General features: G+C 39.8%; 14 protein-coding genes and 1 pseudogene. 9 read left to right on the forward strand and 6 right to left on the reverse strand.

From position 1 onward, the window contains the following. The first annotated feature begins 2 nt into the window (after positions 1-2). Genes BM176_RS08835 through BM176_RS08850 form a run of 4 tightly spaced genes read left to right on the forward strand, consistent with a single transcriptional unit; the run spans position 3 to position 3,133 of the window. Positions 3-407, forward strand: coding sequence for a nitrous oxide reductase accessory protein NosL (locus tag BM176_RS08835; protein WP_255373498.1), 405 nt, complete (start codon positions 3-5; stop codon positions 405-407). Then, positions 404-1,645, forward strand: a complete 1,242-nt coding sequence (gene nosD, locus BM176_RS08840; protein WP_090101963.1) for a nitrous oxide reductase family maturation protein NosD — start codon at positions 404-406, stop codon at positions 1,643-1,645. The genes BM176_RS08835 and nosD overlap by 4 nt, the downstream gene beginning before the upstream one ends. Beyond that, positions 1,642-2,382 (forward strand): ABC transporter ATP-binding protein, encoded by a 741-nt coding sequence (locus BM176_RS08845; protein WP_090101965.1) that lies wholly within the window; start codon positions 1,642-1,644, stop codon positions 2,380-2,382. The genes nosD and BM176_RS08845 overlap by 4 nt, the downstream gene beginning before the upstream one ends. Beyond that, positions 2,366-3,133 carry an ABC transporter permease subunit gene (locus BM176_RS08850; protein WP_090101966.1) on the forward strand — a complete coding sequence of 256 codons (768 nt, stop codon included), beginning with the start codon at positions 2,366-2,368 and terminating at the stop codon, positions 3,131-3,133. Before BM176_RS08845 ends, BM176_RS08850 begins: the two co-directional genes overlap by 17 nt. Before the next feature lie 80 nt (positions 3,134-3,213). Here BM176_RS08850 and BM176_RS32880 read toward each other — a convergent pair. Next, positions 3,214-3,792, reverse strand: a pseudogene (locus BM176_RS32880) (GNAT family N-acetyltransferase). A 6-nt stretch (positions 3,793-3,798) separates the two neighbouring features. Beyond that, positions 3,799-4,560: a helix-turn-helix transcriptional regulator gene (locus tag BM176_RS08865; protein WP_090101971.1), complete on the reverse strand. Its 762-nt coding sequence runs from the start codon at positions 4,558-4,560 to the stop codon at positions 3,799-3,801. Between the two features lie 117 nt (positions 4,561-4,677). Here BM176_RS08865 and BM176_RS08870 point away from each other — a divergent pair, with 117 nt between their 5' ends. Further along, on the forward strand, positions 4,678-7,095 hold the full coding sequence (locus BM176_RS08870) for a glycosyl hydrolase family 95 catalytic domain-containing protein (RefSeq protein ID WP_143097758.1): 2,418 nt from the start codon (positions 4,678-4,680) through the stop codon (positions 7,093-7,095). Positions 7,096-7,204: 109 nt separating this feature from the next. Further along, positions 7,205-7,642 carry a DUF6496 domain-containing protein gene (locus tag BM176_RS32885; protein WP_143097759.1) on the forward strand — a complete coding sequence of 146 codons (438 nt, stop codon included), beginning with the start codon at positions 7,205-7,207 and terminating at the stop codon, positions 7,640-7,642. Positions 7,643-7,715: 73 nt separating this feature from the next. Here the strand turns inward: BM176_RS32885 and BM176_RS08880 are convergent, their stop codons facing one another. The 3 genes from BM176_RS08880 to BM176_RS08890 are packed head-to-tail and all read right to left on the reverse strand — an operon-like array spanning position 7,716 to position 10,543. Then, positions 7,716-8,498: a polysaccharide deacetylase family protein gene (locus BM176_RS08880; RefSeq protein WP_090101974.1), complete on the reverse strand. Its 783-nt coding sequence runs from the start codon at positions 8,496-8,498 to the stop codon at positions 7,716-7,718. After that, entirely contained in the window at positions 8,495-9,268 is a 774-nt protein-coding gene (locus tag BM176_RS08885) for a glycosyltransferase (RefSeq protein WP_090101976.1), read from the reverse strand. Before BM176_RS08885 ends, BM176_RS08880 begins: the two co-directional genes overlap by 4 nt. Positions 9,269-9,313: 45 nt before the next feature. Further along, positions 9,314-10,543 (reverse strand): glycosyltransferase family 87 protein, encoded by a 1,230-nt coding sequence (locus tag BM176_RS08890; RefSeq protein WP_090101978.1) that lies wholly within the window; start codon positions 10,541-10,543, stop codon positions 9,314-9,316. 114 nt (positions 10,544-10,657) lie between these two features. Between BM176_RS08890 and BM176_RS08895 the strand changes: the two genes are divergently transcribed. From BM176_RS08895 to BM176_RS08905, 3 genes are all read left to right on the forward strand, one after another. Next, complete coding sequence (locus tag BM176_RS08895) at positions 10,658-12,058, forward strand: MATE family efflux transporter (RefSeq protein ID WP_090101980.1); 1,401 nt, start codon at positions 10,658-10,660, stop codon at positions 12,056-12,058. A 9-nt stretch (positions 12,059-12,067) separates the two neighbouring features. Next, positions 12,068-13,006 (forward strand): AraC family transcriptional regulator, encoded by a 939-nt coding sequence (locus BM176_RS08900; protein WP_090101981.1) that lies wholly within the window; start codon positions 12,068-12,070, stop codon positions 13,004-13,006. Positions 13,007-13,249: 243 nt separating this feature from the next. Then, on the forward strand, positions 13,250-13,618 hold the full coding sequence (locus BM176_RS08905; RefSeq protein WP_090101983.1) for a DoxX family protein: 369 nt from the start codon (positions 13,250-13,252) through the stop codon (positions 13,616-13,618). A gap of 33 nt (positions 13,619-13,651) precedes the next feature. Here BM176_RS08905 and BM176_RS08910 read toward each other — a convergent pair whose 3' ends face one another. After that, a complete protein-coding gene (locus BM176_RS08910) occupies positions 13,652-15,412 on the reverse strand; it encodes a RagB/SusD family nutrient uptake outer membrane protein (RefSeq protein WP_090101984.1) in 1,761 nt (586 codons plus the stop codon). Positions 15,413-15,431: the final 19 nt, after the last annotated feature.

Raw genomic sequence — 15,431 nt, forward strand, 5'->3', positions numbered from 1 at the left:
TTATGATCAGTCTTATTTACTTACCGGGCTGTAAACAATCCTTTGAGCCAATCAGCTATGGACATGATGCGTGTGTGCAGTGCAAAATGACAATAATGGATAAACGGTTTGCAGCTGAAATAGTAACCAGCAAGGGGAAAGTTTACAAGTTTGATGATATAGGCTGTTTACTGAAATATGCAACCGGGCAAATTTCCAGGGATACAGGCGCACTGATACTTGTATCTGATTACAACAATCCGGAGAATCAATTCATAAACGCATATCGGGCAGTATATCTGCATAACGAAATTTTTAAAAGCCCAATGAATGGTAATTATGCAGCCTTTGCCACCGTAGAAAACACCGGGCAACTCAAAGACAGTCTGCATACTGAATTACTAAAGTGGGAAAACCTGCATAAATGAAAAGTATCCCGGCCATTATATTATTGAGCTCATTTCTACTACTTGCGATTGCAGATAGCTTTGCGACCATTACAAAAGTAAATCCTGGCCCTAACAGTATCCACAATGCCATAAAAGCTGCAAAAGATGGAGATACCTTGTTATTACTAAAGGGATTTTACAGAGAACATGATATTGTTATTCAAAAGAGGCTTATAATATTGGGAAGTGATTTTCCGGTAATTGATGCTGAAAGTAAATACCAGGCTTTTATTATTATGAGAGATTCTGTAACACTGCAGGGGCTGCAGATACAGAATATTGGCAAAGCGAGTATTACAGATATGGCTGGTATTAGAATTGTAAATGCAACTCATGTAATAATACGGAATAACAGATTGATCAATAATACCTATGGTATATATTTCCAACATGCCGGGCAATGTGATATTCTCAATAATACTATTCATTCAAATGCAAAAGGTGAAATAAATGGAGGGAATGGGATCCATGCATGGAAATCTGACCATCTAACGATAAAAGGGAATTCGATATCAGGGCACCGTGATGGCATTTATTTTGAATTTGTTACGGATTCACGCATTACCGGAAATATTTCTTACAGCAATGCCCGTTATGGATTGCATTTTATGTTCTCTCACAATGATACTTATACTCAAAATACATTTAAGGATAATGGTGCAGGAGTAGCCGTAATGTATTCCAAAGGTGTAATTATGCATGAGAATGAGTTCCTGTTAAATTGGGGTGACGCTTCTTATGGTCTTTTATTGAAAGAGATTACTGATAGTAAGATTGAGCATAACCGGTTTATAAAAAACACAATAGGCATTCATATGGAAGGCACTACGCGTGTGGACGTACAACATAACCTATTTCAGAATAATGGATGGGCATTGCGTGTTCAGGCAAGTTGTAGCGGAAGTAATTTCTTAGAGAATAATTTCACAGGAAATTCTTTCGATGTGTCTACAAATGGTACGATGATGCTAAATACATTCAATAACAATTATTGGGATAAATATGATGGTTATGACCTTGACAAAAATAATATTGGGGATGTACCATATTACCCGGTAAGTGTATATTCAGTAATAACTGAAAAAATACCATCGGCGATGGTGTTATATCATAGTTTCCTTACCGACATCATCGATCAGGTAGAAAAAGTAATGCCCACCATGATACCTGATAAATTAAAAGACAATTATCCCTTGATGAAAAAGCTAAACTTATGATCGCTATAGAGCACCTTACCAAATCATACAGAAAATTTAAGGCTTTAAATGATATTAATCTGGATTTTAAACGTGGGCAAACTATATCACTATTAGGACCTAATGGCTCGGGAAAAACTACGCTAATAAAATCCATCCTGGGACTTGTGGTTCCTGAAGGCGGAACAATCAAAATAAACGGGAGTGAGATAAAGACCCATTGGGAGTACAGGTCAAAAATAGGATACATGCCGCAAATAGGTCGTTATCCGGAAAATATGACTATTGGGCAGGTAATCAGAATGCTCAAAGAGATTCGAAAAGATTGTGTTAGTTATGATGAAGAATTGATTGAGGGATTTCGTATTCCGGATTACCAGCATAAAACAATGCGGAGTTTATCCGGAGGTACCCGGCAAAAGGTGAGTGCAAGTCTTGCATTTCTTTTCTCTCCCGATATATATATTCTTGATGAGCCAACGGCAGGGCTTGATCCGTTATCCAGTGAAATGCTGAAAGATAAGATTGCAAAAGAAAGGGCAAATGGAAAGCTTATTCTTATAACTTCCCATGTACTCAGTGATCTGGATGACATTACGAGTCATATTGTATATCTGCAGGATGGGAAGTTGATGTTCTATAAGACGGTTGGGGAATTAAAACATTCTACCGGTGAGGAAAAGCTGAACAAAGTCATTGCCTCAATTATGAAAAATAATTATTTAACAGAAATCCTGACGAATGAAAATAATCATTAAATATGTGCTGCTTGATTTGTTAAGAAATAAAACCATACTTGTTTATACATTTATACTTGCCGTATTATCAGTAAGCTTATTAAGTATGGACGACAACACGTCGAAAGGGCTTTTAAGCCTGTTAAATATTACCTTATTATTTGTGCCTATTATCAGTATCCTTTTTTCTACAATCTATTTTTTCAATTCCGTAGAATTTATCGAATTATTGCTGGCACAGCCTATAAGAAGAAAAACGATGTTATTAGCAGAATATGCAGGCATTGCCTTTGCGCTAAGCATTGCTTACCTGCTGGGGGTTGGCGTTCCAATCTTTGTTATGAGTTATAGTACTGCAGCGGTTACTTTAATAATAAGTGGGTTATTCCTGACATTGATTTTCACAGGACTTGCGCTTCTTATTTTTGTATTATTTAAAGATAAGACGAAAGGTATAGGTGCCGCAATTATTACCTCATTATTCTTTGCCATATTATTTGATGGCCTGCTTCTTTCATTTATTTACTCATTCAGCGACTATCCGATTGATAAACCATTATTGGGATTAATATCTTTAAATCCCATTGACCTGGCCAGGATATTAGTTCTATTGCAATTAGATGTAGCTGTCATGATGGGTTATTCAGGAGCCTTATTCAAGAAATTCATGGGGTCTGCTACCGGAAGTATATATAGCGTTGTCTGCATGCTGTTATGGGTAGCTGTTCCATTGATGATTTCAATGAAGGTATTTAAAAAGAAGGACCTATAAGTAATTATTAAGCATTACAACAGGTTGCAAAAATTTTCGTACAAGCGTAATGCTTAATTCTTATGAGTACTGGTATAAATTTAATTCAATTCAAAGATTGTCTTTTTTATATCCGGCCACTCTGTGTGTAAGATACTGTAGAAGATTACATCCTGATAAACACCATTCTCTACAAAATATTTTCTAAAGAGCCCTTCTCTGGTAGCTCCTATCTTTTCCAATGCTCTTTGTGATTGCAGATTTGACCCTCTGGTTCTGAATTCTACCCGCACAAAGTTTTCTTCTTCGAAGATGTATTGCAGCAATAGGTATTTAGCGATCTTATTCAGTCCTTTCCCCTGGAAGGCTTTTCCCATTCAGGTATATCCGATCTCTACCCTCTTATTTTCCGGTGAAATATTTGCGAAACTGGTATTACCGATGAGTTGCCCACTTTTCTTATCAATAATAGTGAACTGCATTCTTTGAAACCGTGCTTTTTCATCGTCTGCATTTTGCAGGAATAACTTCAGCTGTTCTGTGTTTGTTACTTTTATGGAAATATGTTTCCAGATATCGGGCTCTGTAACCTTACTTAATTCGGTCAGATCATCAGGCTGGGAAGGTCTTAATAAGAGCCTGTCATTTTCAAGGATCAGACCTGGGTTAAATAATTTCATATCAATTTACCAAAAAACGGGTGATGTGAAAAAAGAATGTGGTGTTTGTCCGGTGAATGATTTGAAATCTTTTATAAAATGGGCCTGATCAAAGTAACCGGCGGCATGGGCTGCCGCAGTCAGACTGGTTGATTGCGGATATTTCGCTATCACATTTCTCCATCGGACGATACCCGCAAATTGTTTCGGTGAAGTACCCACAGTTTTGCGGAATCTCTTTTCAAAAGCATCCTGACTGATATATAGTTTGCTGATTAATGATTTGATTCTAAGATCTCCGTTGGCTTGTTTTATCTCTTGTATAGCATTGGTTATGAGCAAGTCTGACTGCTGTACTTTTAATATTGATAAGAGGAAGCGCTCAACGATTGCAATTCGTTGTTGCGTGTTACCTGCTTCTCCTAACCGTTCTTCCACTTCATTCAACCGAAAACGTGGGATTAAATCATCCAGAGATAAACTACCCTGGAATAGCTCGTGCAAAGGTTGTTTTAAAAATGCAGCTGCTCCACCTTCGGTGAAAATAACAAGTAATGCAGCCGTTGCTTTCGAATAGCCAATTAAGCGTGGAGAATTTCTGAGGCCGCTAATCATAGATACAGGTAATGGATTACCTGCAATGGAAATATTCCCCATATACCTGAAGGCCATCACTACGGATGTATCTGGCAATGTATTGTTTTCCATTCCATTGTCACTTTCAATGATCATGAAAGCTTTAATGAATGGTTTTAGGTTATCAGCCGGAAGATATCGCTCTATTTTCATATTGAGTTGGCAATATTCAGCCTAAAAATAAGGAAAATTTATAACGATGTAATATCTGCCGGTATTGAAAGATTATTAATTATTGCTATTTTAGGCGAATCAACCCATTTACCACGTATGAAAAAATTGATTGGCCTGGCTATATTACTACTGTTGTTCTTAACAGGATTTACCCAGGGTAAAGAATTGGCGGCAAAACATTCCATTATATATAACAAACCGGCTCCGGGCTTTTTTGAAGGTGCCTTACTGGGTAATGGTGGATTAGGTATAGTGGTTACCACCCGGCCGGATGCGATTGTGTTTTATTTCGGACATAATAATATATGGGATATCAGGATTGCGGAAGAGCATAAAGAAGAATTAAAAGACTTCAATTATGTATTTAATAAGGTGAAGGATATACCAGATACTCTGACTAACCTATCCGACGATCCCTGGTATAACCAGTATAACCAGATGTCCGGCGACAACTACCGTAAAAAGTATCCCCGGCCTTTTCCCTGTGGATCGATACTATTGGGATTCGATACGCGGAAGGTTCAGATGGTCGGTCATACGCTGGATATTTCAAATGGGCTGTGTTCAGTAAGACTATTGACGGTTGACAATAAAGAATTGATTCTTCGGATATTCACCAATATGAAGGAAGACAAATTAATGATGTTACTGACTGATAAAGATGGTCATCCTCAGAAAAATATTTTTGAACGGGTAAAGGTAATACCGGATCCTTCCACTCCTGCAGAATTCCCCCATTATGCTGTACAAGAGGAACTTTCAAAGGGCATCCTTTCATTCCGGCAAATATTACCATCTATTGATAACAAATCGAATAAGGCATTCCGTTTGACCGCAAAGATGAATAGCCTACTGAGTAAAACGACACGGATTAACTGGAATGGTAACAAGGAAACGATGTTATCACTTGAAGCAGCGTTATCGTCCGAAAATATATTTAATGCAGTAATGTCACTTGAAGAAGGAACAGATTCACTTGTTAGCAAAGAACCGGATATGGAACAGCCACTTTCTCCTGAAGAATATAACCGGGTATTTAAAACCAATGTTGCTATCTGGGATCAATACTGGAGTAAATCTTCTGTGCAATTAAGTGATTCTTTCCTGGAGGAAATATGGTACCGGAACCTTTACTTTTTTAACTGCGCCGCCAAAGATGGTGTTACATGTCCGGGGTTATATGCCAACTGGAGTTATAAGGATATTGGTACAGCCTGGCATGGTGATTATCACATGAATTATAATACCCAGCAACCTTTCTGGATGACCTTTAGCAGTAATCATCTTGAAAAGAACCTGCCTTATGTTAACCTCATTGAATCCCTGATGCCAGTGAGCCGCCAGTGGGCAAAGGAATATTACGGCCTGCCCGGGGCTTATTTTCCCCATTCCGCGTACCCTGTAAAGATGACAATGAACCCTTATCCTGTTCCTGACTGGGGCTGGGAAGTATGTGAAACACCCTGGGCTGTACAGGGCTTATGGTGGCATTATCTGTATTCCGGTGATACTGCTTTCTTAAGGACAAGAGCATATCAGCCTATGAAAGCGGCTGTTGAATTCCTGACCGCCTATATGAAAAGACCGGATGCACATGGTGATGCACGATGGAAAGATAAAGACTATCACATCTTCCCTACTATTCCTCCGGAGTTATATGGATTAAGGCCGGGCTTTAAGTATAACTATGACTGTTCTATTGATCTGACATTAACACGTTTTATTTTCAACGCATTTAAGCAGGCTGTTGAATTATTGCACACTGATGAGAAGAAATTACTGGCAGATGTTAATGATGTGCTGGCTCATTTCCCCGCATACCCTACAGCTCATTCTAAGGAATATGGAGACATTTTTGTATCTGCGCCGGGTGAACATGACAAGGTGGTATATAATGTCCCTAATGCGCTAATTACTGTGTTCCCGGGGGAAGATCATGGCTTGCACTCAGATCCCGCTACACTGCAAAAATTAAAGAGCACTTTTTATAATCAGCAAAATGAAGGAGGCAATGCACTTGTATTTATGAACCTGCAGGCTGCCCGTATAGGGATGCTGGACATTGAGCGGTTTAAACGTCATGTGCAATACGCCCTACTACCCAATGGTACTGCAACGGATGTAGTATTGCAGGTTCATGGACGTTATAACGACCTCACAGATTATTATTACATGTCAAAGATGGGGATCTGGTTTGAGAACTTTGCCCTGCCAGTTGTAATCAATGAATGTTTAATGCAGAGTTATGATGGTAGCATCCGTTTATTCCCGAACTGGCCTGCTGCAAAAGATGCAGCCTTTACTGATCTGCGTGCTGCAGGCGCTTTTTTAGTAAGCGCCCGCCAGGTGGATGGCAATATCTCTTCTATAAAAATTCTTAGTGAAAAAGGTAATGAGCTGCGGGTGATCATTCCCTGGAGTAAGGGAGTGATGATAAATGGAAAAAAAAGGGTGAATACTAAATTACTGACGATGAAGACATCACCCGGAGAAATGATCACGTTAACTCCGTGATCTGTTACGGTTTAAAGTTTATGGGAATTTGCCTTATTCAATAAGAATACTCTCTTATGGCCTGCCTTTTGATACAAATATCTTATTACTCACCTTTAAATTCTATGCAATGAGAAAGTATTCAAAAAAAAGCGCTGAGAAAGTTGAAGAAATCATAAAAGAAATGAAGGCAGGAAAGTTGAAAAGTGGACGTAGCGGAAAAAAGGTAACCGACAGAAAACAAGCTATTGCCATTGGTTTATCTGAAGCAAGGGCGGAAGGTGCTAAAGTACTAAAGCCTAAGAAAGCTACTGCGAAGAAAGCTGCCCCTAAAAAGGTCGTGGCTAAAAAAGCTGCACCAAAGAAAGCAACGGCAAAGAAGGCTGCTCCTATAAAAGCCACAGTTAAGAAGGCTACTCCTAAAAAAGCCACAGTTAAGAAGGCTATTGCAAAAAAAGCGACACCAAAGAAAGCTACAGCTAAAAAAGCTGCTCCTAAAAAAGCTGTGGCGAAGAAAATGTCTGCACCTAAGAAGAAAGCAGTTCTCCGGAAAAAAGTTACAAAATAACCTGGAAAGAAATGGATTTTGCTGAGTCTGATTTTAATGAGATAAGAAGTATTCTCCTTAGTATACCAATATCTTAAAAAGAAGGCTGTTGCGAAATCCATTCCATATGTGTACTGAACGTTCCCTTTGTTTTAAGGAATCCAAGGAACTGATCCATCTTTTTATACATTTTTATACCGGAGGTTTTGCGGATATAAGCAGGGAGGCTATATCCTTCCAAGTCATTTAATTCCCAGGGATGGAAATAAAATGACAACAGATGATCTTTTCTCAGAATACTGTTACTGAAATAACGGGTGACTGCACCCGGCATATTCTTTACGCTGAGCCAGAATACAGGATAACGGCACAGGGGAGAAACTGAAGAAGGCATGACCCATAAGCCGTTCTTCTGAAAAGGTATTCTAGGTTTATCCAGGTTATTATAACGACCTGGGAGCCATGTAGGATTTAAAGAAGCATCATACTTATAACCTGCCTCCCTGAGTTTTATATAATCCACAGGGCGAAGCCGGGGCATTCTGAATCCATGTACCGGCTTCTGACAGATCTCCTCCAATACCAACCTGGAACTTTCCAGATGAGACATTTCAAATTCACTATGAAAAAAGAGATGAGATGCTATTTCATGTTTCTCTGCGAGTGTACGGACCAGCTGCGGATAATGCTGTGCCCAATAAGCAGTGATGAAGAAAGTAGCTGTAACATTATGGCGTTCAAACAACTCCAGCGCAGATAGTAATCCCTTATGAGAAACGGAGAGTTTCTCCTGCAGAGAAACCTCCCCTCCGAATTCTTCAGGAATATCAAATTCTTCTACATCCATGCTGATCAGCAGTTTATTATTTATACTCATTTCCTGTTGGTTAAAATCTTTAAATAATTCCGTAGTTCCTTTAGCAGCAGTTTTGTTCTGAAAGAAGAGAAACTGACACCTGGTCGACAACTGATCGTGATTGGATTAATTCTAAGTGCTGTATTTCTGCTTGCCTTATAAATGAACTCACTATCATATAAGAACCCGTCAATAGAGGTACGCTCTAATACGGATCGTCCCATCCCGTTAAATCCTTTCAGACCTGCCTGTGCATCACAAACCGGCAGTCTTAATACCAGGCGGTTGATAGTCCTGCTTAAACGTGTAATGATACGACGTTTAGCGGGTAATAGTTCCAGATAGGCATTTCCTCTTTCTCCTGCTACTACATCGGCACCAGCCAGCAGTTGATCATAAGCTTCTTTTATCGCAGCTGTTCCAAATGGGAAATCGAGATCTGTACAAATCTGCAGCTCAAAGGTAGCTCGTTTTATTCCTTCTCTCACAGCGTGGCCTTTTCCTTTGTTCACCGGGTAGCTGACGATAATAATTCCGGGGATAGAAGCTTTCAATTGCAGGATATGCTGTGTGTTGAAATTAATAGTAGATCCATCATTGACTACAATTAATTGTAACGGTACAAGGGGCACGATCTGTTGTACCTCCCTATAATGTTTTACTAAAGTATTTACCCAATCCTCAGGAGGATTACAGCAGGGTAAAATCAGATCGAAGCCGGTCGTTATTTGCAATAACGATCCTGATTCAGCTTTATCAGCTGAATGTTTAGATAAAAATTGTACAGACATAATATAGGTTAGCGATAAATTATTTAATTGCCCACATCACAATGTTTATTGAGTTTTTATAAAGACGTTAGAATTTTTCCATCCCCCTATATATCCCTGTAAAAAAATTAAGGTAACCGTACAGGCGAATGATTTTATATGATAAGCAATGGCATACTGGTTAATGAATTTTGGGACAAGATCTGTTGGGGAGAGGCTTGTCAGTACTAAAGCAAGCCATAATAACATACTGCGCCACTGCGGTTGCAGCGGCATTGCATAACATGCAACAGCAATGCCCAATACGGCGATAATATAAGTTGGCGACTCTGTGCTTTGGTTAAAGATTACGATCCATATTAACACATAGGAAATCAGTAACCAGGGATACATCCTTACTTTCCTGATAAACCCACATAATAAGGTATAGAGCAATAATGCGACTGCGGCTAATAAAGCAACCTTGTCGAATATAGCAGCGACAGAAGGCTTTAACAAAAGCATGGTATGCAACATACCTAATAAAGATCCGTCTTCTTTAATAGTGGTACTCGTCAGCAGTCCTATCCAGTCGATATAATGCTGCCATAATAAAGTAGGAGAAATAAATAGCAGGGGTAACGCTGTTCCTATAATACCCCATACTAATCCCCAGCCAATGAAAGCTCCTTTACGCGGAAAAAAGAGAAAAGCAATAGCTGCGATACCACCATATCCTTTTATTAAGAAGCTTAGTGCTGCAAATAAAGCGGCGCGTGCCGGCTGTTGTTTCTGAAGATACACTACGGTGAGTACCATAAAAGCAGCCATAGCAGGATTGGTTTGTTCTGACTGGATGGCATTGCTTAATTCTACCAGCAGAAACCAGGTAATAACACATTTAGCATTGTCACTGAATGGCAGTTTACGCAGCATAGCCAGGAAGATGGCAGTGCTGGTCATCAGCCAGCATAGCAGTCCGGCTTCTTTTGGCAACAGCGCAAAAGGCGCGAATACTACCGGAAAAGAGGGATGATAAAGGAAATAATCATAATATTCTGCGGGGTAGAGCTGGTATAACGGTAACCCATGAATAAGATGATAAAAAGATGTACGAAAAATGATAAAATTGTTATACCTGCCGGTGGTAATGGCCTGTATATAAAGGATGAGTGTAATTAAAAAATAGATAACGGTAATACTAACCGGTCGTTGTGTCCACCCAAAAAATTTCTTCAGCCTCTGGGGTATAGAGATATTATTAACAGCTATAGTTGTCATACAAAATACGGAATAGGTATCGGTCAAACGTAACATAATATTAAATGTTACACCTTTTCAAAAAAAAGGTCTACATGTTACAACGGCAAAAGTTGTGATCCCCCCTATAGATACCTTTAAATTTTTTTCAAAAAGGTTTATGTTTGTAATATGACGACGAGCCAGGTTAAAAGCAACAAGCTATCTGATATATACCGTATAATAAAGTTATCACTCAATGGAGAGCAGCAGGACTACACACAGGGAAGTATTCCCCGGGCAGTATTCCTGCTGGCCATTCCCATGATCCTGGAACTGAGCCTGGAAAGTGTGTTTGCGCTGGTAGATATGTTTTTTGTGAGCAAATTAGGGCCGAATGCCATTGCTACCGTAGGGCTTACCGAATCTGTCATTACCCTTGTGTATTCAATAGCGATTGGATTAAGTACTGCTTCAACAGCGATTGTAGCCAGGAGGATTGGGGAAAAGAACGCAGGGGATGCAGCACATGCAGGCGCACAATCGATTGTAATTGCCCTGATTGTCACGGTTATTTTGAGTATATCAGGGATTCTTTTTGCGGGTGATATCCTATCCTTTATGGGTGCCAATCCGGAAGTGGTAGCAGAGGGGGCTATTTTTACACGGATCATGTTCGGCGGATGTTTGTTCATCATCCTGTTATTTCTGATTAACGGTATATTCCGGGGAGCCGGTGATGCTGCAATGGCGATGAAGAGCTTGTGGGTAGCCAGTATTATTAATATCATCTTATGCCCTGTTTTTATTCATTTTTACGGATTAAAAGGTGCGGCTATTGCTACTGTTATAGGCAGGTGCTGCGGGGTGCTTTACCAGTGTTATCATTTATTTAAGGGCAAACGGATCCTTAAATTTCATGCTTACCAGTTCAAGCCAGATATGAAGCTTATTCAATCGATCTTCAACATTGGGTGGCCGGCAACTTTACAATTCCTTATTGCCAGCGGCAGCTGGATCATTTTAGCAAGACTGGTAGCCGAGACAGGCGGAACAAATGCATCGGCAGGATATCAGATTGCTGTTCGCAATTTTGTATTTTTTATATTACCGGCCTGGGGGTTAAGTAATGCTGCGGCTACGCTTGTAGGTCAGAACCTGGGGGCCAAACAAATAGACAGGGCGGAACAGAGTGTTTTGCTGACAGCAAAATATAATGCCATATTTACTGGTTTTGTAATGATATTGTTCTTGTTTTTTGCAACACCCATTATACGTTTCTTCACACATGATGCGGAAGTAGTACAGTATGGTGCGCTTTCATTACAGATTATCGGATCTGCTTACATCTTTTACGGTATAGGAATGGTAATGACTCAGGCACTAAATGGTGCGGGTGATACCAGAACTCCAACCGTTATCAACTTTGTATGCTTCTGGTTGTTCCAGATTCCATTCGCCTACATTCTGTCAAAAGGTCTACATTTGAATGCAACCGGTGCCTTTATTGCAATCCCGGTTGCAGAAACATGCATTGCATTACTGGCCTGGTACTTCTTCAAGAAAGGGAAATGGAAAGAGGTGAAACTATAATACCTTTAAATGAGCACTAAGAAAAAAACGAAAGAACAGATACTGTCATTTAACAGTTTGCTGGATCAATATATTTATCTTGATCTACCCGTAGACATGATAGATACGACTACCCAGTTTACCATTCATAACCTGAGAGAGATTCATGCTGAACTACCTTACATCTCCCCTACTTACCGGGCTAACTTCTACTCTTTTGTATTTGTAAAAGACGGAGAAGGCAGATATACGACTGATGCGCAGTCCTTCCCTACAGAGCCGGGTACCATCTATTTCACAAATCCGGGCCACTACAAATCCTTTGAGTGGAAAAGGCTAAATGAGGTGTATCTGATTACACTAAGTGAGTCCTTTTTAAAAGAGAATGTACATCCCAATATATTTACAGAATTTTCATTTTTACTGGCAGAAACTGTACCTCCAAAAACATTGCATGATGAAATATTTGCTGAGTTCGAACAACTGTACCAGCAGATTCTAAAGGAATATTTTTCCCACTCTCCTTATAAAAACAGAATGATAGGCAACCTGTTTGTCGTTTTGTTACTGAAGATCAAAGAATACTTCTGGGAAGACTACAACCCCATTTATGAGGGTAACCGCAGTTCCCAGATAGTAAAGAATTTCAAACGTACGCTAGAACAACACTACCGGGAACTAATGAGTGGAAAAGTGGATAAGCCTTTCCGTGTACAGGATTATGCGGATGTACAGGGGCTTCATTCCAATTATTTAAGTAATGTGATTAAGAGTAAGACGGGGAAACCTATTGGGACCTGGATTATCGAGAAAACGATCTCGGAAGCCAAATCTTTATTACAGAATACGTCTGTTCCTATTAAAGAGATTTCTTATCAACTGGGGTTTGCAGAATCCACACACTTCAGTAATTACTTTAAGAAACATACCGATCTTACTCCTGTGCTGTATAGGAAACAAAATTCTTAGATTTTGGCCGTGGGATATAAATCCTACGACCCATGTAATGCAGTTGATCAATAAATACATTGAATCTATCTGTTTGGTTTGTTAATTGGGCTTTAGAATAAGACTCCAGAATAGGTCTTTATTAAACTTCACCCAGGCAGCATGGCAGATAAGGTGGGCTTCTTAGATATTTGCAAAGAATAGTGTGATATATGTAATTCCTGGAATTACCAATGTCTGATCTTTGTTTTAAATCATTCTAATATGATACTCAAAGTTATTAATTCATTCCTGATCCTTATTGCTGTGTTTATGGGACTAAAACAGGGATGGGCTATGTTCAGCGGAAAACCTGAAATGCTCAGCATGTTTAGCAAATGGAATTTCACAAAGACTGCTGTAATGATCAACGGAGCAATCACTATCATCAGTGCTTTGCTTATCTTGTTCCCTAAAACATTTCTGTGGGGGAACTTCATAATGGCAGCAAGTATACTGCTCATCATCTGCTTTCATCTCCTGGATAAGGATCTGAAAGGAGTTGTTATTGAGTTACCGTTTTTGTTTTTGAATTTAGTAATTATTTATTTGCAGCATCCGCTAAATACAAACAGCAATCCCGCCACTACATAAGTAGGCGGGATCGACTGTTTCATCAGGACAATTTTACCATTTAGAATTCTGGATCAAGTTAGGATTCAATAATAATTCCTGAGTAGGCAGTGGGAAGAGGTAATCCCTCTCCTCACTAAATGTTTTAGGGATAGTACCATTCACGATGATATTACCACCGGCGGTACCATTTTCCAATACGATATCTGTACCCAGTTTTAAGAACTGTACATTGGGCACGGATGGAGGGTTACCTGAATAGATAATGAGATCTGTGTTGCCATCTCCATCCAGATCGAAATTACCTTCGCCGGGGAAATAAGCGCCCTTGTACTGAACAGCCAGCAGATGTCCTTCTTTCCAGCGCATAAGGTCATTCCAGATGAAACCTTCCATTACAAGTTCTATACGACGTTCACGGCGAATTTCAAGGATGATACCTTTGTTTGTACCCGTTACATGGGTGTACTGATTAGCCAGGTAAGAATCCGGATCTGCATTGGCAGCTGCCAGGTTCATTCCGGGCATTGATACCCTGTCACGCAACAATTTCACAGACTGATCCAGATCTGCCTGCGTAATTGTTCCCAGTTCGGCTTTAGCTTCAGCATAGTTTAAGAGTACCTCAGCATAACGAATTACAGGTAATGGATTGGGCGATTTTCCATTTGCATCATTGCCCGCAGCTGTTACGAATTTGGTTAACTGGTAACCCGTAACCGTTCCTGCGTATGAAGGCGGCAATACTACATTTCCGTCAATTCGTTTATAGCCAGCCGTACGGATGGTTTGAGATAAGCGGGGATCACGGTTCTGCGTTTCGTCGTAGAACTGCATAGTAGTATAACCGGGGATATCTGTGAACCGGGTACCATCTTTCATCAGGTAACTGTTCACCAGACTTTTTTCCAGTCCTGGTTTACCAAAAGAAGGTGAAACCGTATAATAATTTACGTTGTGAAATATTTGCAAAGCAGCACTGAACTGTCTTGACAAAATCACTTCTTCCGGAATGACGGACAAAGACGAGAACAAGTTACGGTAAGCCTGATCAGGAGTACTCTTATAAATAATATATCCACTGGAACTGATTACTTCAGCCGCTGCATCTACAGCCTTTTGGAGAAATACATCTGCATTTGGCAAACTAAACTCTGTATGATACTTCCGGAACGTACCCTCAAATAAGCATAAACGGGATTTTAGAGCCAGTGCGGTCCACTTTGAGACTTCAGCCACATTCCTACCTGTTCCCAGATGAGCAATAGCAAAATCGATATCATTCAGTACAGAATCCATTACCAGCGTACGGGAATCTCTTTTTTTATTCAGGCTGGCCGTATCGTTTGATTCTATCACTTTTGAGTACCAGGGCACATCACCGAAACGGGCTACCATATTAAAATAGAAATATGCACGGAAAAATTTAGCTACCGCTACATATTTATACGTGATAGTCGTATCAAGGCTGCCACGCTGATAATTCTGCAAAAAGTAATTGATATTACGAAGGTTTGTCCAGTCCCAGCCTCCACCAGACACTGGTACGGTACGGTTACCAGTATATTGTGGTGTAAGGCCGTTGAGTACTATATTGTTTGATGTTTCTGTATACAAACCGGAGGTACCATTATCCTCATTATCTGCTTTAGGCAACATTTTATCATAAAAGGAGTTGACATATAATTGTAGTTCACTCTCAGAATTAAATCCATTATCCGGAGAAATCTTTGACAGCGGTTGCCTGTCGAGAAATTTCGAGCATCCTGAAAGTAATACCAGACCGGTTGCGGCGAAAAAAAGTATTCTTTTCATCTTATTATAGAGCTTTTAA

The sequence above is a fragment of the Chitinophaga sp. CF118 genome, from assembly GCF_900112615.1.
Taxonomy (GTDB): Bacteria; Bacteroidota; Bacteroidia; order Chitinophagales; family Chitinophagaceae; genus Chitinophaga.